Raw genomic sequence first — 18,258 nt, forward strand, 5'->3', positions numbered from 1 at the left:
AAATGCGCCGACCGACCATCAAAGATATTGCAGAAAGAGCCGATGTCTCGTTGAAAACCGTTTCGAGGGTCATCAATAACGAGTCCTCGGTGATGCCGGCCACGCGGGCGCGGGTGCTGCGTGCGATTGCCGATCTGAATTACGAACCGGACCTGTCCCCGTCCGCACGCAATCTGCGTAGTGCTATGCCGTGTGTCATCGGATTGGTGTATGACAACCCCAACCCTTACCACATCATCAATATTCAGAATGGTGTGCTCGCGGCGTGCCGTGAAACAGGGTTTAGCTTGCAGATCTACCCCTGCGATTCGACGTCGCCACTGCTGGTTGAAGAATTGACTGAGTGGGTGCAGCGGTCGCGTCAGGCTGGCTTGGTACTGACTGCGCCGATGTCTGAGCGCCCAGAGCTGATTGCCGGTCTGATTGCGCGTGGCATCAAATTCGTTCGTATCATTGCCGCTACTGAGGATCCATGCGATGGTCCATGCGTCTATATCGCCGACCGTAAGGCGGCTTATGAGATTACCGAGCATCTGATCCAGCTTGGACACCAGCGGATTGGTTTTCTTTGGGGGGGCGCTCAGCATCGTTCCAGTGGCGAACGTTACGCTGGTTACGAGGCGGCCTTGAAAGATTACGGTATCGATCTCGATAAGCGCTTAGTGGTGCCAGGTGATTACACGTTTGATGATGGTTTTCGCGGTGCGCGTCGTTTGCTGGCGTTACGTGATCAGCCTACTGCGATCTTTGGCAGTAATGATGAGATTGCGGCCGGTGTGTTGGCTGCGGCTCGCTCAGTGGGTATCAATGTGCCACATCATCTTTCTATTACTGGTTTTGAAAATAGTCCATTCGCATCTCATTCCTCACCGACGCTGACCACGGCCAGCCAGACGACGGACGAGATTGCACGCCATGCAGCACGCCTCCTGATTGGCCAGTTGCGCATGGATACGTGTGATGAGCAGAGCATGCTGTTACAAAATCGCGGCTTTGTGCCGCAGTTAGTGGTACGCGCTTCTACCGCGCCAGTGCGACAGACACCCTTTATTAAAACTCCCTCTCACGATCTGTCATGACGTTACCGATCCCTTTGCTTGAACCAGAACAAACACTGATGTTTCGTGAGGCAGCACAGGCTGCCGCAGTGATTGCCACACAGTTCGAACGTAACGCAGCAACGATTGCCACACTGGTACGGGCATTGCGTGCTGATCCCCCTCCATTTGTGGTGACATGCGCGCGTGGCAGTTCTGACCACGTGGCCACCTATGCCAAGTATTTGTTGGAAACGCAGTTGGGTTTGGTGACGGCTTCGGCCTCCTTGTCAGTGGGGTCAATCTATGCTGCGTCGCTACAGTTGCGTGGTGCGCTCTATCTGGTGATCTCGCAGTCAGGGAAGAGTCCGGATCTGTTGCGCAATGTGGAAGCGGCTAAGGCAGCCGGTGCACGTGTGGTGGCTTTGGTCAACGTCGAAGACTCGCCCTTGGCATCGCTGGCTGACACTGTATTGCCACTGTGCGCTGGTCCGGAGCAGAGTGTCGCTGCGACCAAAAGCTATCTGGCCTCGTTATCTGCGGTGTTGCAGTTAGTAGCAGTATGGAAGGCTGAATCGGGGTTGCTGGCGGCGTTGGATGGTATGTCTGATGCGTTGCGCACTGCTTGGGAGTGCGATTGGACAAGCTTAATTGATGGCTTGGTCAATGCTCGCAATCTGTTCGTGCTTGGTCGTGGCTTTGGCTTGGCGACTGCTCAGGAAGCGGCACTCAAGTTCAAGGAAACCTGTGGCCTGCATGCTGAAGCGTATAGCGCGGCGGAGGTCAAGCATGGGCCAATGGCTCTGGTGGGTTCGGGGTTCCCAGTGCTGGTGTTTGCTCAGTCGGATGGGACCGAAGCGGCGGTACGTGCATTAGCCCATGAGTTTCGAGGGCGCGGCTCCCTGGTATGGCTGGCAGCACCGGAGGGTGATTTGCCCGTTGGGGTGGCCGCACACCCGGTGTGTGCGCCTTTGTTGTCGATCCAGAGTTTTTATCGCGCCATTAATACGCTGGCATTATGCCGAGGGTATAACCCTGATCTGCCACCACATTTGAAAAAAGTCACGGAAACGGTGTGATGGGTGTTTCTTCTGGCATCACAGGGTTCATCAATGGCCGCATTCTGACCGATACCGGGTTCCGTCATGATCTGGCGGTGTTGTTGCGTGAGGGCAGCATTCACGCACTGGTGCCACATGATGATCCGTGGGTGATGGAGGTTGCGCAGTGGGTGGACTTGCAGGGAGGTCTGTTGCTGCCTGGGTTTATCGATATTCAGGTGAATGGCGGCGGCGGCGTGCTGTTCAATAATGCGCGTGATGTGGATGGCTTGGCCACAATTGCGCGTGCGCACCGTCGCTACGGGACGACGGGACTGTTACCCACATTGATTAGTGACACTGTGGAGGTGATGGCTGAGGCCATTGCTGCCACGCGTGCCGCGATTGCTCAGGGGGTACCGGGAATCCTGGGGATTCACTTGGAAGGCCCTTACCTCAATCCCCTGCGTAAAGGGATCCATGACCATACTCAATTCCGTGTGCCGCAGTTGCATGAGCTGATGCGGTGCACGGCATTGGATAACGGGGTGACTCTGGTGACGTTGGCGCCTGAGCAGGTGCCGGTTGAGATGATTCGTGTTTTTGTCGAGCGTGGTGCGATCGTCTTTGCCGGGCATACCGCAGCGACGTATGAGCAAGTGCGGGCTGGCATTGCAGCGGGTGTCACAGGGTTTACGCATCTGTACAACGCGATGTCGCAGTTAGTCGGGCGCGAGCCGAATGTGGTGGGTGCTGCGCTGGAAGATCCGAATACATGGTGCGGGATCATTGTTGATGGCGTACACGTACATCCGGCGAGTCTGCGTGTGGCCTTAGCCGCCAAGCCGCGCGGTAAGGTGCTGCTGGTGACCGATGCGATGCCACCAGTTGGCAGTGACAGTGTTCACTATGATCTCTATGGTGAAACGATTACGGTGATGGATGGTGTGGTCCGTAATGCGGCTGGTGCGTTGGCGGGTGCCGCGCTGGATATGGCAACGGCGGTGCGCAATACGGTGCATTGGTTGGGTGTTGATTTGGCTGAGGCTGTGCGCATGGCCTCGACCTATCCGGCGCAGTGCATTGGGTTAGGGGATCGTCTGGGGAGGATTGCGCCTGGTTATCAAGCCGACCTGGTGTGGGTTGATGACGACGTGCAGGTACAGGGCACGTGGATTGCTGGTGTGGGCGCTTGAGTCTCTAGGGTGAGTAAGTGCACGGTTGCTTGGGTAACAGCAGTGGGGTTAGGGCGGTCATGGTGTGCATTGTTTGAGCTGTGCCAATACGGATCACGCTTTACACTATGTTTCTAGGTTGTCGGCTTCAAGCGGTTCTCAGATCAAGCCCGATACATTGGGTAATCGCAGCGCATCAATTTTGGTATGACGCTTGATGCTCAGAGGAGTGAACGCTTGAGTTCATTCAATTCCAGCATTTTTCGGAGTGCGCAGGTGGGTTCTTAAGTATCGTGTGGATTCATTCTGCTACTGAAAGGGTGTCAGCATTGCTTGATGGATTGATTGCCAAGAAAAGCGGTGTTTAACAGATGCTTGGAATACATTTTTCTCTGTTCCGTTGTCTTTCTCTGGATCGTTGTATCCGGATTATTTTCGATAGTTGTTGTGGTCAGGTCCGCCGTGTCGTGTGTGGGACCAGGCGTGTTGCTCTCACGTCATCATCATGGTGTGTTCAGGGACCGGTGCGTTGATTCGCATGTGAGTATCGTTGTTGAACATGTGGAGGGGCTGACAGTTTTAAGTAGCTCTTTTTTGATGGTGTTGGATGAATAAATAAACGTACTGATGCGTGCTACCGTGCTGGGCGGTGAGCTAGACTGTCACCCCTCTGTGGCCTCGTGGCCACCTTGAATGGATTGTCTTGCACGTATGAGTTGGCTCAGCAAATTGATGCCTTCTGGCATTCGTACCGAAAATACTGCGAACAAAAAGCGTGGTGTTCCTGAAGGGCTTTGGGAGAAGTGCAGCGGCTGTGGCGTTGCGTTGTATCGTCCAGAGTTGGAAGAACATCTTCAGGTGTGCCCGAAGTGCGGCCATCATATGCCGATCCGTGCGCGGATGCGTCTATCGGCGTTGTTTGATCCATTGTCAACGACTGAGATTGCCGGGCGTCTTGGCCCCACGGATGTGCTCAAGTTCAAAGATCAAAAAAAGTACGCCGAGCGCATCAAGGCGACCCAGAAGAGCAGTGGTGAATATGATGCCTTGATTGTGATGCATGGGTTGCTCAAGCAAAAATCGTTGGTGGCTGCCGCATTCGATTTTGCCTTTATGGGTGGATCAATGGGTTCGGTGGTGGGCGAGCGTTTTGCGCGCGCTGTGGAGGCGGCCATTGAGCATAAGTGTCCGTTTGTTTGTTTTTCCGCCAGTGGTGGGGCGCGTATGCAAGAGGGCCTTTTTTCGCTGATGCAGATGGCTAAAACGTCCGCTATGTTGGGGCGCTTGCGCCAAGCCAGATTGCCTTACATTTCGGTGTTGACGCATCCGACGACGGGAGGGGTGTCGGCTTCATTCGCCATGCTTGGTGACATTAATATTGCCGAACCGCAGGCTTTGATTGGTTTCGCTGGTCCTCGTGTGATTGAACAGACGGTACGCGAGAAGTTACCAGAAGGCTTTCAGCGCTCGGAATTTCTGCTTGCGCATGGAGGCATTGATCAGATTTGCGATCGTCGTGAATTACGCGACCGTCTTGCGGATCTGATGGCGTTAATGATGCGTTATCCCAGGCCCGATAGCCCATCACAGGCGATGCGGGGGCAATGAGGGTGTCCAGGTATTTTGGTACCGATGGCATCCGTGGCCGCGTTGGCCAGGGGTTGATTTCTGCTGATTTTGTATTGCGCCTGGGTAACGCGCTTGGCCGAGTGCTTGCTCAGGGCCGTGATACCCGTCCGATGGTGTTAATTGGTAAGGACACGCGTATCTCCGGTTATATGTTTGAGTCTGCTCTTGAGGCAGGTTTGGTGGCCGCTGGCGCTGATGTGCAGTTGATCGGCCCGATGCCAACACCTGCGATTGCTTTCTTGACCAATACGTTGCGGGCTGATGCTGGTGTGGTGATCAGCGCATCCCACAATCCTCATGATGACAATGGCATCAAGTTTTTTTCCGCGATGGGTGAAAAGCTCGACGATGCGACAGAAGCGGCGATTGAAGCGGCGATTGAGGCGCCATTCCTGACCGTTGACTCTGAATATTTGGGGAAGGTCAAGCGTACACGTGATGCAATTGGCCGCTATATCGAATTCAGTAAGGCAAGTGTGCCGCGTGGTTTTACGCTGCGCGGGTTGAAGTTGGTATTGGATTGTGCGCATGGCGCCACGTATCACATCGCACCGATGCTGTTTCGCGAATTAGGTGCGGAGTTAGTGACGATTGGTGTCGATCCGGATGGTTTGAATATCAATGCCGGTGTTGGCTCTACTCACTTGGAGACTCTCGCTGCCACAGTGCGTGAGAGCGGTGCTGATTTGGGCATTGCCTTCGATGGTGACGGTGACAGGGTGCTGATGACGGATGCCCAAGGCCGGACTGTGGATGGAGACGACCTGTTGTATGTGCTGGCGCGTGCTTGGCGGGCTAGTGGTCGTTTAAAGGGCACAGTGGTTGGGACGTTGATGAGTAACTATGGTTTAGAGCAGGCGTTGGGGACCCTTGGGATCCCCTTTATACGTGCGAGGGTGGGTGACCGTTATGTGCATCAGGCATTGGTTGAGAGTGGAGGGGTGCTAGGCGGTGAGGCATCCGGTCACTTGTTATGTTTGGATCGCGCAACCACGGGTGATGGTATCGTCAGTGCATTACAGGTGTTGGAAGTGTTGCGTCATGAGGGGCTGACGTTGAGTCAGGCACTGTTGGGTTTACATAAGGTGCCGCAGAAGACGGTCAATGTGTGTTGGTCTGGTCCAGCCAGGGCTGCAGTCGAGATGCCGGAAGTACGTCAAGCATTGGTTGAAGCGCAAGCGGCGGTGCAGGGTCGGGGACGGGTGTTTTTGCGCCCTTCCGGCACCGAGCCGGTGGTGCGTATCACTGTCGAAGCCGATGACGTTGTACTCATGCAGCAGACGCTTGATAGGCTTGCCGATGTGGTCCGTGACGCGGCGTGAATTGGATGTCTTTCGTTGTTGCAGCCAAGGCCACGAGGTTTTATTTCTTTTCTTGAAGCAGCTTTGGTCATGGTGGGAGTGTTGTATCTCATGGACCCGGCTGCATGCCTTTTTTATGGCTTTTGAAGCGGTTGAATAATGGTGCAATGAGTGGGTGGTAGCTGAGCGCGATGCGTTTGCGCAGCCAGTGCCCCGGGCGGTTACGGAGCGCGAAGCGGTAGATGTGTTCTGGGTTGCCGCCAATGACGTTGCGTCCAAAGGGATGTGTGGTGTGGAAATAGCGAAAGCCATGGGCGCGTGCGATTTCGATATGGTCTGCATCGAAGTCGCCGTATGGCCAGCACAGTGTGTTGGAGACGTTGCCTAGGCGTTGTTGCAGTACTGTACGTGCGGTGATGAGGTCCCGGTCGAGACCTTCGCGTCGTTGGGCGCGGCTGAGTTGTAGTGTTAGCCAGCGTGTATGGGTGTGTGTATGGCAATGTGCCTCAAAGGTGCCTGCGGCGATCATTGCTTGCACTTCGCTCCAACGTAGCATCACTTCGTCGGTGCGCCCCTCATGCAGGATGGCTGTTTCGCACGCATGGTGGTTTGGCGTTGTGGGCAATATCGCGCCGGATTGTCCAGCATGGGGACGCGCTGGGCCATCGCTAATCCAGCTGGTGACAATGAAAACGACGGCATGCATGTGGTATTTCTGCAAGATCGGATGTGCGTAGACCCAGTTATCCAGATAGCCGTCGTCGAAGGTAATCACGATCGATTTGTGCGGCACGGGTTGACCGGCGAGAAAGCCGGCGTATTGCTCCAGGGTGAGTGAGGTCCAGCCGTCATTCGCCAGCCATGCAATCTGGCTTTCAAAGTGTTCCGGGGAGACGGTGATCATGCCCGTTGATGGTGAAACGTGATGGTGCATGAGGACAGGGACGGCTGTTGCACGGCTCATTTGCCAAGCTCCTGTAACCACTTTAGATAGTATTGTTCGGTGGTCTTTGCGTGCCCTGTTGCGCTGAACACAGGGCTTTTGCGAATCCAATCCCAGCCGGCGCGACCCATGGAGTGGCATTGCTGGTTGTTGGTGACTAAGGTATGTAGTGCGTTTGTCAGTGCCGTTTGGTTGCCGGGTGTTACCAAGATTGCATTGGTACCTTCTTGGAGCATTTCTGGTACTCCGCCAACGCGGGTGGCGATGATGGGGATACCGGCTTGGGCGGCTTCCAGAAATACGGTGCCTGCGGCTTCTTTTTGGGTGGCAAGTGCAAAGATGTCAAAACCGCTCATGAGGCGTGGTGCATCGTGCCGGTAACCCAGTAGGTGGATTTGCGTTTCTAGTGTGAGTGTTTTGCGGCGCGCCAGTAGATGTTGCATCACGGGTTCACCGTCTCCGGCAATGACCAAATGCAGGCGTGGGTTGGCTTGGCATAACGGTGCGATGGCGTCCAGCAGTTCACAGTGTCCTTTGGCTTCGCGCAGTACTGCGACGCAGCCGACAATGATGTCGTTGTCGTTGAATCCTAGTTCTGTACGTACTACGTGTCGCGTCTGTTGCAGGCGTTGCCATGCGTGTTCTGGGTCGGTGTCCATCCACGGTGGCTGCGCGGTGATCGGGGGGACGATACCAATGTGGGTGGGTTGGATCCCTTGTTTGATGAGTAGTTCACGTACATGTTGGCTGACGGTGATGACCCGATGCGGCAGATGGGTGTAGGTGAGTCGTGATTTGATCGGGGTCATCAGGTGCCGAGAGCGGACAATGAGGCGCGTGCGCGTTAGGCGTGCAGCGGCAGCGGCGATCAATGTATCGACGTGGCTGGTGGTATTGACCACGTCGAATGTCTCGCGTTTGAGCAGGTGTTGGACGGTGTGAATGCCGTTGAGCATGCGCCAAGGGCTATGCATGTTGATGTGGTAGACCGGCAGCCCCGCGTTACGTGCCATTGTTGACAGGGGAGCGCCGGGTTGGCAGAGCAGCGCCATGTGGTGCCCTTGGGCCTGCATGGAGAGCATATGACGATAAATGTAAATTTCCTCGCCTCCGCAGCCGGTTGCAGCCTCGGTATGGAGGATTTTCAAAGGATGTTGTGTCATCGAAGGACAGCACGGAATTCGCAGTCTGTGGATGCATCCAGCATTTTTATGCCGGGGTAGTGAGTAGGATCAGGTGGTGAGTGAAGTAGAGATAACAGAACGGATGATCTTATGTTAATGGTGTGTGTCTGTTTTGTTAGATAAGCGCTGTTATCGTCGTTTATCTTTGAGTTGGTATTTACTTTTAGCCATTCTGATTGGGACGGAAGTGTTCTTTCTATTCTTGGGATCTGTTTGAGTCGTTTGATTCTGTCTTGAATCCGCGCTCTGTTGGTTATTTTGGGGGACTGTCACTCAATAGGGCAATGATTGTGTTGGATGACAAGGTCAGGGGTGTTGTTTCAGCAGTGATGGTGTTGCTATTGATGGGCAGGCGTGTTCTTTTTCTAGTGTTGTTATGTGTCCTGTGTGGGCGATTTGCTGGGCATGATGCTCTCTTAGTCGTGGGCTATTGAGGTTGTGTGTGCTGTGAATCATGCGTGGTGTGATCGACAGCGATGTGGGAGGGGCGATCAGCGGTTGTCACGGGTCCAGATAGTGGTTTGTTCCCGTTTGACGGGGAATTGCATCACTGGGGTGTAGGCCGGAGCGCACAGTGGTTGGCCGTTTCGTATGTCGAAACAGGCGCTGTGGAGTGGGCATTCAATGCTGCCGGTGGTTGGGTCAAAGTGGCCTGGTGACAGTGGGTAATCTTCGTGGCTACAGCGGTCTTCTAGGGCGTAGAGTTCGCCATCAATGTTGAACACGACGATGGGGGTGCCGGTGATGTCGTCGCAGACGGTTTTCATTTCGCCGGGTAGGAGTTCGGTGTCAGTGCATACGAAGGTCCAAGTGTCATTCATGGGTGGGTTCCAAAAAATTTTTCAAATGTGTTCGGGCAAGTATTGTCGTGCTGTGGAATGGTGCCGTGGTGGTGAGGCGTCAGGGGAGATGCAGGGATGCGGGTCAGCCTAGTAGTTTGCGTACTTTGAGCAGGGCCGTGATGAAGCGTTCTATCTCTTCGTGAGTGTTGTAGAACGCCAGTGAGGCGCGGCAGGTGGCGGTCACTCCGTAGTATTGCAGGAGGGGGTGTGCACAGTGTTGACCAGAGCGTACGGCAACGCCTTCCAGGTCGAGCAGTGTGGCCAGGTCGTGGGCGTGTGTGCCTTCGATCATGAAGGAAACCACGGCGGCTTTGTTGGGTGCGGTGCCGAAGAGTCGCATGCCGTCGATTTTCTGTAGTTCTTCGGTGAGATGCGCCAGTAGTTCTGTTTCGCGTGTTTCGATCTGGTCGATTCCGATACGACGCACGTAATCTACGGCGGCGCTGAGGCCGATGAAGCCGGCAATGTTGGGGGTGCCTGCTTCAAATTTATGTGGTGGGGTGTTGAAGAGGGTACCGTCAAAACTCACTTCTTTAATCATTTCTCCGCCACCTAGAAATGGCGGCATGATGTGGAGGTGTTCGCGGCGTGCCCATAATGCTCCGGTTCCTGTGGGGCCGTAGAGTTTGTGTCCGGTGATGGCATAGAAGTCGCAGCCGATGGCCGGAATATTAATGTGGCGATGTGGTGCCGCTTGGGAGCCGTCGACGACGGTCGTAATGCCGCGTTGCCGTGCTTGGCGGCAGATGTCGTGTATCGGGTTAACGGTGCCCAGGACGTTGGACACATGCGTGATGGCCAGCAGTTTGACTTGGGGTGTCATCAGGGTATGCAGGGCATCTAGATCCAAGGTGCCGTTAGGCAGGATGTCGGCGACTTGGATACGTGCGCCGGTACGTTCAGCGATCAATTGCCAGGGGACGATGTTGGCGTGGTGTTCCATCCGTGAGACTAGGATCACGTCGCCGGTACGCAGTCGTGGCAGTGCCCATGAGTAGGCAATGAGGTTGATGGCGAAGGTCGTGCCGCTGCATAGCACCAGTTCGTGCATGGGGACGTTAAGTAGGGTTGCCAGTGCTGCTCGTGTGGCTTCGTAGGCTTCTGTGGCTTCGGTGCCTAGTGTGTGTACGGCACGGCTGATGTTGGCGTTGTGGCGGCGGTAGAAGGTGTCGGTGGCAGTGATCACTGCCTGGGGTTTTTGTGCGGTATTTGCGTTGTCGAAATAGATCAGCGGTTTTCCGTGTACGTGGCGTTGCAGTAGGGGGAAGTCGGCACGCAGGCGTTCCCAATCGGGGGATGTGGGGGGGGCTGCGGAGGTGTTTATACGGTCCATGTGCTGTTCAGTGCGTGATTCAGTGGTGCGCGCAGGATGTCGGCTAGGGTGCTGTCTAACAGGGTTAGTGGTTCGTGGCAGAACGCTGCGCTGAGGAGCTGTTGTGCGGTGGTGTGTGGGATGCCGCGGGTGCGTAGGTAGAACAGGGCTTGTGGGTCGAGTTGGCCGACGGTGGCACCGTGTGCAGCCTGAACTTCGTCTGCGTTGATGATCAGCACAGGTTGTGTGTCGATCTCTGCGTTTGCTGAGAGCAGTAGGTTTTTGTTCGATAGTCGGGCGTCGCTGCCGTCGGCGCCTTGATGGATGTGAATGCCGCCATGAAATACGACGCGGCTGCGGTCGGTTCCGATGCCGCGCCATAGCAGTTCGCTTGCCGTATTGCGGGCGATATGTTCGATGTGCAGGCGGGTGTCTAGATGGCGTGTGAGGTGGCCTAACAGGATACCGTTGGCGGTCAGGCGGGCGTTGTCGCCTTCAAGACGTACGTTGAGTTCATGGCGTGACAGTTTTGCGCCGAGTTCTACATCGACACGGCGGTATTCAGCGTCCTGTGCGAGCACTGCGTCGGTGCGCAGGAATGAGGTCGTGGCGGTAGCATCGTTTTGCAGGCGGGCATGTTCCAGGCATGCGCCCGGTGCGATATGAATGCGGGTGAGGACGTTGTTGAGGTGGGCGGCGTGGCCGGTATGGAGTTGGTGTTCGATGAGTTGCAGTGATGCGCCGCGGTGCAGTTCGATCTGGTTGAGTAGGTGCCAGGCGTGGTCTATTTCACCTGCTGGAGTAATAAAGATGAGGTGGATGGGTGTGTTGACGGTGATGTTTTGATGGACACGTAGCAGTACTCCTTCGTCGGCGAGTGCGGTGTTGAGTCGGGCAAATGTCTCATCTCTGTGTTTGAAATGGGGGGGGCTGCGGTGCAGTCCTTTGTCTTGTTCTCTCGGGGGGCTGACAGGGGGTGTAAGGTCATGCCTTGTGGCAAGCCAGAGAGGTTGGACAGGTTGGGATTATGGCGACCGTTGACGAAGACCAGGCGCGGTGTCGGGATGGTGTTCAGCCATGTAGGATCAATCGCTGTTGCGGCAGTAGGTGCTTGGGTGAAGTGGCGGCGTTCCAGTGTACGTAGTGATGTGTATTTCCACGTTTCGCTGCGTAGGTCGGGTAAGCCGTCGCGACGTGCGTCCTCCAGTGCTTGGCGGCGGGTGATGTCACCGTCGTTTTGGAAGGCGGCGGCCAGGGAGTCAAGGAGGGGGTTCATCAGACATTTTCCCGCGGTGTTGGTGCCTTCAGTCTGGGTGTGTCGGTGTGTGGATCATGGGGGGAGGGAGGCATTGTTTCGCTGGTGGGGATGACACGATTTTTCAACCAGGTGTAGCCATGTTGTTCTAATTCCAGTGCCAGTTCAGGGCCGCCGGTTTCTACGATGCGACCTTCGGCAAGTACGTGTACAACGTCGGGTTTGATGTAGTCGAGCAGGCGTTGGTAGTGGGTGATGACCAGGAATGCGCGTTCCGGTGAGCGCAGGGCGTTGACGCCATCGGCGACGGTTTTCAGTGCGTCGATGTCTAGGCCTGAGTCGGTTTCGTCTAGGATGGCGAGTTTGGGTTCGAGGACGGCGAGTTGGAAGATTTCATTGCGCTTTTTCTCTCCGCCGGAAAATCCTTCGTTGACGCCGCGGTGCAGCAGTTCGTCTTTCAGATGCAGTACCGCGAGTTTTTCTCGGACACGTTTGAGAAATTGTATTGAGTCAAGTTCTTCTTCACCGCGTGCTTTGCGTTGTGCGTTGAGTGCTGAGCGTAGGAAGTAGGTGTTGTTCACTCCAGGAATTTCCACGGGGTATTGAAATGCTAGAAATAATCCAGCGGCGGCGCGTTCTTCTGGTTGGAGTGTGAGCAGGGGGCGATTGTCGAAGGTCACTTGACCTGCGGTGACGTCGTAGCCGTCGCGGCCAGCAAGGATGTGACCTAGGGTGGATTTTCCGGCACCGTTGGGTCCCATGATGGCATGCACTTGGCCAGGTGCGATGTCCAGGGAAAGGCCTTTGAGGATTTCCTTGCCGGCGACGGAGGCATGGAGGGTGTCGATCTTCAGCATAGTCATGATGTCTATAGGATGAGCTTGTGTCCGCTGATACGTTTTTATGGGACTGAGGCGGTTTGGATGCGTTGTTGGAGTGGATGGAGTGTTTGGGTTTTAGAGCGCGTCCGGGACTCAGGGATACCCCATCCACTGGTGTTGATTTAGCCGACAGATCCTTCCAATGAGATGTCGAGTAGTTTTTTCGCTTCGACGGCGAACTCCATTGGTAGTTCGCGGAACACTTGTTTGCAGAAGCCGTCGACGATGATCGAGACAGCATCTTCTTCGGCAATACCGCGTGCGCGGCAGTAGAAGAGTTGGTCGTCGCTGATTTTGGATGTGGTGGCTTCGTGTTCGACGGTGGCGTTTGGGTGTTTCACTTCGATGTAGGGGAAGGTGTGGGCGCCGCATTGTTTGCCGATGAGCAGTGAGTCGCATTGGGTGTGGTTGCGTGCGCCCTCTGCGTTGCGGTCGATTTTGACGAGACCACGGTAGGTGTTTTGTCCATGTCCAGCGCTGATCCCTTTGCTGACAATTTTGCTTTTGGTGCGTTTGCCAATGTGGATCATCTTGGTGCCGGTGTCGGCTTGTTGATGGTGGCGGGTCAGTGCGACGGAGTGGAATTCACCGGTTGAGTCGTCGCCTAGCAAGACGCAGGATGGGTATTTCCAAGTGATCGCTGAGCCGGTTTCAACTTGGGTCCAGATTACTTTGCTGCGCGCGCCGCGGCATTCGGCGCGTTTGGTGACGAAGTTATAAATGCCGCCACGGCCTGCTTCGTCGCCTGGGTACCAGTTTTGTACGGTGGAGTATTTAATCTCTGCATCTTCTTGGGCGACCAGTTCGACGACCGCTGCATGAAGTTGGTTTTCGTCGCGTATTGGGGCTGTGCAGCCCTCTAGATAGGAGACGTAGGCTTGTTCTTCGCACACGATCAAGGTGCGTTCAAATTGTCCGGTGTGGCCGGCATTGATGCGGAAGTAGGTGCTTAATTCCATTGGGCAGCGGACGCCCTTTGGGATAAAGACGAAGCTGCCGTCAGAGAAGACTGCCGAGTTTAGTGCAGCGAAGTAGTTGTCTCGAACGGGTACGACGCTGCCCAGATACTGGCGTATCAGATCTGGGTGTTCTTGGATGGCTTCGGAGATCGAGCAGAAAATGATGCCTTTTTCGGCTAATTCTTTGCGGAAGGTGGTACCGAGTGATACGGAGTCAAATACCGCATCCACTGCGACGCCGGCCAATCTGGCACGTTCGTGCAGTGGTACGCCGAGTTTGTCGTAGGTATCCAATAGTTCTTTGGGGACTTCGTCAAGGGAGGCGTACTTCGGACCTTTGGGGGCGGAGTAGTAGCTAAGTGCTTGGAAGTCGATCGGCGCGATGTGGAGTTTTGCCCATTCTGGCATCGGCATGTTTAGCCAGTGACGGTAGGCTGCCAGACGCCATTCGGTCATCCATTCTGGCTCGTGTTTCTTGGCCGATAGGGCGCGGATGATTGTTTCGTTGAGACCAGGCGGTAGCGAGTCGGATTCAATTTGGGTCACGAAGCCGGCTTCGTAGCGCCTGTCCAGGCGTTCGAGAATCTCGGCGTTCTGTGGGGTGGCGATGTCAGTAGCCATGGTTCTGTCGTTTGCTTGTGTCAGGTGGTTGTGATGCTGGCGGCGATGGTGCGCGGCTGGCTGTGAGTAGAAAAAGCGGGGAGGGGAGCCAGCATTTGTGCCAGGGTGATGCTGCGTAGTGCTTGGGCAATCAGGGTGTTGATCAGTTGCCAGTTTGAGCGGATGCCGCACTGGTGGGTGATACTGCATTGGTTGTGGTCTTGGCTGCATTCGGTGATGGCCAATGGTCCTTCGATGGCTTCAACGATTTGGATCAGGGTGATCTCCCCTGGGGTGCGTGCTAGCCGATAGCCGCCGTAAGCGCCGCGCCGTCCTGCGACGAGGCCAGCTTGCGATAGCGGTTTGAGAATTTTGCTTACGGTGGGTGGTTCCAAACCAGAGTGTTCGGCGAGTTCGTTGGCGCTGAGGACCACGCCGGGGTGTGCGGCTAGTACGGTCAGTACGACGCTTGCGTAGTCGGTCAGTTTGGTAACACGCAGCATGCAATGGTGTGTGAATGTTTAAAGCGGACAGAAATTGTACGCTTTCCAGATGTGCGCGCCAATCGACTTTCCGTGTGTGTTGTATTGATGTGCTTTGGGTGCCAGAGTTGCTGTGTTGATATATCTAGTCTGCAATGCACATTTTGTATAAAGGACGGTATTGATGTCCCGTAGGATCGTCGCTCGCAAGTCCCGTATCCACGGCAACGGTGTGTTTGCTGTGGTGTCGATCCATCAGGGTGAGCGCATTATTGAATATAAGGGGCGCATCCGTACGCATGCTGCGGTTGATGCCAATAGTCATGGCCACATTGAGAGTGGTCATACGTTTTTGTTTACGTTGAATGATGATTATGTGATTGATGCCAATGATGCTGGGAACATTGCGCGTTGGATCAATCATAGTTGTTCTCCGAATTGCGAGGCAGTGGTTGAGGAGGATACGGGCGGGAACCGACGTAAAGACAAGATATTTATCCAGGCGATCCGTGATATCGCTTCTGGTGAGGAGCTGACTTATAACTATGGGATTGTGTTGGCAGAGCGCCATACGGCGCGACTGAAAAAGATCTGGGCGTGTTTATGCGGTTCGGATCACTGTACTCACACGATGCTTCAGCCCAAGCGTTGAAGGGTCAGGAAGGATTAATGTGGTCTTAAGGGTGGTTGATGGGTGTAGTTATCAGTCTACGTGATGTGTTTATTTTGTTTTGAATACGTCGTAGCTCCATGTCCGACTCACACAGGATGAGGGGGCAGGCTGCCGGTTTTATTGAAGTCATTGGTTCACATGTTATGGGACTAAAGGTTTGTGAGTGGTGTGTATTGATAGTTTGAATCACACTGAATTGGAGCGACCATCATGGATGGGTAGGAGGTGTGGGGGATGTGTGAATTTTGTGTTATCGGAATATATGTACTCATTTTTCTGGTGATTCCACGGGGTGCGCTCCGGGTGTGGTTGTTGTGGGAAAGTCTATGCCCGTATTCAAGGTATTTGGGTATATAGGTGCTTCTATTGAATATGAAACGGGTGTATGTGCGGTGATTTACTGATTGGTATTTTGGTGTATTTTGTTTTTTAAATGGAGCCGTGTCGATGCGATGTGTACAGTATCAGTAGTTTAAATGCTGTTTCTTTTTTATTTTTCTTGTGTGCAGTGAGTTCGGTAGAAAAGAGGATAGGGTTGAGATTTGGATTGCTAAGAGTGTTGGTTTGTTTTTGAATATCTCATTTAATCGGTGTTGCATTCTATGGTTGTTTAATTAATTTTAATTCGGAAAAGTGTGTTTATTAAGAGCGGTGAAGAGCGAGGCCGTTGCAGTGTGCAATGTGGTTCCGGTTCGTTATCGGAACGAGGATCGTTTAATGGAACTAGAGTGTCTCGACTGTTTCCCCTTGCGTGAAAGGCTGAAATCCATTGAAACTTCAGCTATGACGATCAAACTTCCCTTCTTATTTTTCGGCCTGATGAACGTGACTACTGCTGTTGTAAGTGCTCCTCTCCCTCCTGATATCGCTAAGCATGCCCATGCGATCAAAGCGCCGTTTGGCGCAATCCGCAATGATAATTATTACTGGTTACGTGATGACACGCGTACGAACAAGGTGGTGTTGAGTTATTTGAACGCTGAAAATGCGTATGCCGACAAGGTGTTGGAACCACTCAAGCCGTTACAGCAGACCTTGTATAAGGAGATTGTTGCTCGCATCAAGAAGGATGATGCCAGTGTTCCGTACCGGAAACACGGTTGGTTTTACTATTCCAGGTTTGAATCCGGTAAGGATTATCCGATTCATGCGCGTCGCAAAGATGGTTCTGGGCTTGATGCTGCCGTGATTCTGGCGGCGAATGCGTCCGGTGACTTTGCTGGTGAACAAGTATTACTGGACGTTAACGCGTTGGCTGCAGGTAAGAGTTACTTCAGTGTGGCTCATGCTGAGGTGAGTCCTAATACTCATCTGTTGGCTTGGGCCGAGGACGGTGTGGGTCGACGTCAGTATACGGTTCGCTTCAAAAATCTGGAGACTGGGGTGCTTTATCAGGATGAAATCCATGGTGCGTCGTCTAGCGTGGTTTGGGCTGACGATAATAAGACGTTGTTCTACATTGAGAATGATCCTAAAACGCTGCTGACTAAGCGTGTTAAAAAGCATGTGCTTGGTACCCCTGTCAGTACCGATGTGGTGGTTTATGAGGAGCACGACGATAGTTTCTATATGGACATCGAACGTACGCGTGATGAGAAATACATTGTGGTTTCTATGGAAAGCACGGTTTCTTCCGAAATGCGTTATGCACCTGCGGATCTGTCGAAGGGGTTTGTCGTGTTGGCTCGGCGTGAGCGCGACGTGAAATATGGGGGAGATCATTTTGACAGTCGTTGGGTGATCCGCACGAATGCCGACGGTGCCAAAAATTACAAGTTGGTCACTGCACCCAGTGATGCGACTTTGCGTAGTCAGTGGCGTGACTTGGTCGTGCACGATCCAGCAGTCTTTATTGAGGATTTTGAGCTGTTCGACGGTTTTACTGCGATCCAAGAGCGTTCTCAGGGCTTGGAGCGGGTGCGTCTGCTCAAGGCTGATGGCCAACACACTGATGTTGCTGCGGATGAGCCGGCGTACTCAATGGGTCTTTCTGAGAATCCCGAGCCGGACAATCCGTGGCTGCGTTATACCTATACTTCGTTAACGACTCCGGCGACGACTTATGAGTTCAACGTGCGTACTGGTGAGCGTCGTCAACTCAAGCAGCAGCCTGTGATTGGTTACGATCCGTCGCAGTACGTCACGGAGCGTCTGTGGGTGACTGCGCGGGATGGTGTGAAGGTGCCAGTGTCGCTGGTGTATCGCAAAGGTTTTAAGAAAGACGGCACTGCTGCGCTGTATCAGTACGCGTATGGCAGTTACGGTTTGTCCACAGATCCAGGGTTTAATTTGCCAGTGGCCAGCTTGCTTGATCGTGGTGTTGTCTACGCGATTGCGCACATCCGTGGTGGTCAGGAGATGGGCCGGCAGTGGTATGACGATGGTAAGTTGCTGCATAAGCAGAATACGTTTAATGATTTTATTGATGTGACGCGGGAATTGGTTGCGCAGGGATATGCCGCCAAGGGACGTGTGGCCGCGGCCGGTGGTAGTGCCGGTGGTTTGTTGATGGGTGTGGTGGCTAATCAGGCGCCGAGTGATTACCGTGTGATCGTGGCGCAGGTGCCATTTGTTGATGTAGTGACGACGATGTTGGACCCGAGTATTCCGTTGACCACCAATGAGTACGATGAGTGGGGTAATCCTGAGCAGAAGACTTATTACGATTACATGTTGACGTATTCGCCTTACGACAACGTGGTGCATCAGGCTTATCCAGCGTTGTTTGTTGGCACGGGGTTATGGGATTCACAGGTGCAGTATTGGGAGCCGGCTAAATGGGTGGCTAAGCTGCGTGATGAGAATACGGGGACTTTTCCGATTGTATTCAGAGTCAATATGGATGCCGGTCATGGTGGGAAGTCTGGGCGTTTCAGGCGTTACCAGGAATTGGCTGAGTCCTATGCTTTCGTACTTCACCATCTTGAAGTGAAGTGAAGTGAAGT

The 18,258-nt window shown here is 54.0% G+C and carries 15 protein-coding genes and 1 pseudogene; 8 read left to right on the forward strand and 8 right to left on the reverse strand.

Annotated features, from left to right (window positions below):
• Window positions 1–2 precede the first annotated feature (2 nt).
• From F7G16_RS07130 to glmM, 5 genes are all read left to right on the forward strand, one after another.
• The gene (locus F7G16_RS07130) at window positions 3–1,079 is read left to right on the forward strand and encodes a LacI family DNA-binding transcriptional regulator (protein WP_004089089.1); all 1,077 of its coding nucleotides are present in this window, start codon (window positions 3–5) and stop codon (window positions 1,077–1,079) included.
• Window positions 1,076–2,116, forward strand: a complete 1,041-nt coding sequence (locus F7G16_RS07135; protein ID WP_004089087.1) for an SIS domain-containing protein — start codon at window positions 1,076–1,078, stop codon at window positions 2,114–2,116. The genes F7G16_RS07130 and F7G16_RS07135 overlap by 4 nt, the downstream gene beginning before the upstream one ends.
• Window positions 2,116–3,273, forward strand: a complete 1,158-nt coding sequence (gene nagA / locus F7G16_RS07140; RefSeq protein ID WP_004089084.1) for an N-acetylglucosamine-6-phosphate deacetylase — start codon at window positions 2,116–2,118, stop codon at window positions 3,271–3,273. The genes F7G16_RS07135 and nagA overlap by 1 nt, the downstream gene beginning before the upstream one ends.
• Window positions 3,274–3,963: 690 nt before the next feature.
• Window positions 3,964–4,860, forward strand: a complete 897-nt coding sequence (gene accD / locus F7G16_RS07145) for an acetyl-CoA carboxylase, carboxyltransferase subunit beta (protein WP_004089081.1) — start codon at window positions 3,964–3,966, stop codon at window positions 4,858–4,860.
• Window positions 4,857–6,203, forward strand: a complete 1,347-nt coding sequence (gene glmM / locus F7G16_RS07150; protein WP_004089079.1) for a phosphoglucosamine mutase — start codon at window positions 4,857–4,859, stop codon at window positions 6,201–6,203. The genes accD and glmM overlap by 4 nt, the downstream gene beginning before the upstream one ends.
• Window positions 6,204–6,291: 88 nt before the next feature.
• On the opposite strand, the gene F7G16_RS07155 is transcribed toward glmM, so the two are convergent.
• Entirely contained in the window at window positions 6,292–7,146 is an 855-nt protein-coding gene (locus F7G16_RS07155; RefSeq protein ID WP_011097744.1) for a polysaccharide deacetylase family protein, read from the reverse strand.
• Complete coding sequence (locus tag F7G16_RS07160; RefSeq protein ID WP_004089072.1) at window positions 7,143–8,288, reverse strand: glycosyltransferase family 4 protein; 1,146 nt, start codon at window positions 8,286–8,288, stop codon at window positions 7,143–7,145. Before F7G16_RS07160 ends, F7G16_RS07155 begins: the two co-directional genes overlap by 4 nt.
• Before the next feature lie 254 nt (window positions 8,289–8,542).
• On the opposite strand from F7G16_RS07160, the gene F7G16_RS07165 reads away from it, so the two are divergent.
• Window positions 8,543–8,743, forward strand: coding sequence for a hypothetical protein (locus tag F7G16_RS07165; protein WP_225621609.1), 201 nt, complete (start codon window positions 8,543–8,545; stop codon window positions 8,741–8,743).
• A gap of 57 nt (window positions 8,744–8,800) precedes the next feature.
• On the opposite strand, the gene F7G16_RS07170 is transcribed toward F7G16_RS07165, so the two are convergent.
• The 6 genes and pseudogenes from F7G16_RS07170 to F7G16_RS07195 form a co-directional block, all read right to left on the reverse strand.
• Complete coding sequence (locus F7G16_RS07170) at window positions 8,801–9,130, reverse strand: non-heme iron oxygenase ferredoxin subunit (RefSeq protein WP_004089069.1); 330 nt, start codon at window positions 9,128–9,130, stop codon at window positions 8,801–8,803.
• 103 nt (window positions 9,131–9,233) lie between these two features.
• Window positions 9,234–10,484: a cysteine desulfurase gene (locus F7G16_RS07175; RefSeq protein ID WP_004089067.1), complete on the reverse strand. Its 1,251-nt coding sequence runs from the start codon at window positions 10,482–10,484 to the stop codon at window positions 9,234–9,236.
• A pseudogene (gene sufD, locus F7G16_RS07180) lies at window positions 10,472–11,739 on the reverse strand (Fe-S cluster assembly protein SufD). Before sufD ends, F7G16_RS07175 begins: the two are co-directional and overlap by 13 nt.
• Entirely contained in the window at window positions 11,739–12,575 is an 837-nt protein-coding gene (sufC, locus tag F7G16_RS07185; protein ID WP_004089063.1) for a Fe-S cluster assembly ATPase SufC, read from the reverse strand. Before sufC ends, sufD begins: the two are co-directional and overlap by 1 nt.
• A 146-nt stretch (window positions 12,576–12,721) precedes the next feature.
• Complete coding sequence (gene sufB, locus F7G16_RS07190) at window positions 12,722–14,179, reverse strand: Fe-S cluster assembly protein SufB (RefSeq protein ID WP_004089062.1); 1,458 nt, start codon at window positions 14,177–14,179, stop codon at window positions 12,722–12,724.
• Between the two features lie 20 nt (window positions 14,180–14,199).
• Window positions 14,200–14,661, reverse strand: a complete 462-nt coding sequence (locus F7G16_RS07195; RefSeq protein WP_004089061.1) for an SUF system Fe-S cluster assembly regulator — start codon at window positions 14,659–14,661, stop codon at window positions 14,200–14,202.
• A gap of 163 nt (window positions 14,662–14,824) precedes the next feature.
• On the opposite strand from F7G16_RS07195, the gene F7G16_RS07200 reads away from it, so the two are divergent.
• Window positions 14,825–15,292: an SET domain-containing protein gene (locus tag F7G16_RS07200; protein ID WP_004083722.1), complete on the forward strand. Its 468-nt coding sequence runs from the start codon at window positions 14,825–14,827 to the stop codon at window positions 15,290–15,292.
• A gap of 804 nt (window positions 15,293–16,096) precedes the next feature.
• On the forward strand, window positions 16,097–18,250 hold the full coding sequence (locus F7G16_RS07205; RefSeq protein ID WP_038232859.1) for a S9 family peptidase: 2,154 nt from the start codon (window positions 16,097–16,099) through the stop codon (window positions 18,248–18,250).
• The last annotated feature ends 8 nt before the right edge of the window (window positions 18,251–18,258 follow it).

Origin of the sequence: Xylella fastidiosa (genome assembly GCF_011801475.1) — a bacterium.
Classification (GTDB): domain Bacteria; phylum Pseudomonadota; class Gammaproteobacteria; order Xanthomonadales; family Xanthomonadaceae; genus Xylella; species Xylella fastidiosa.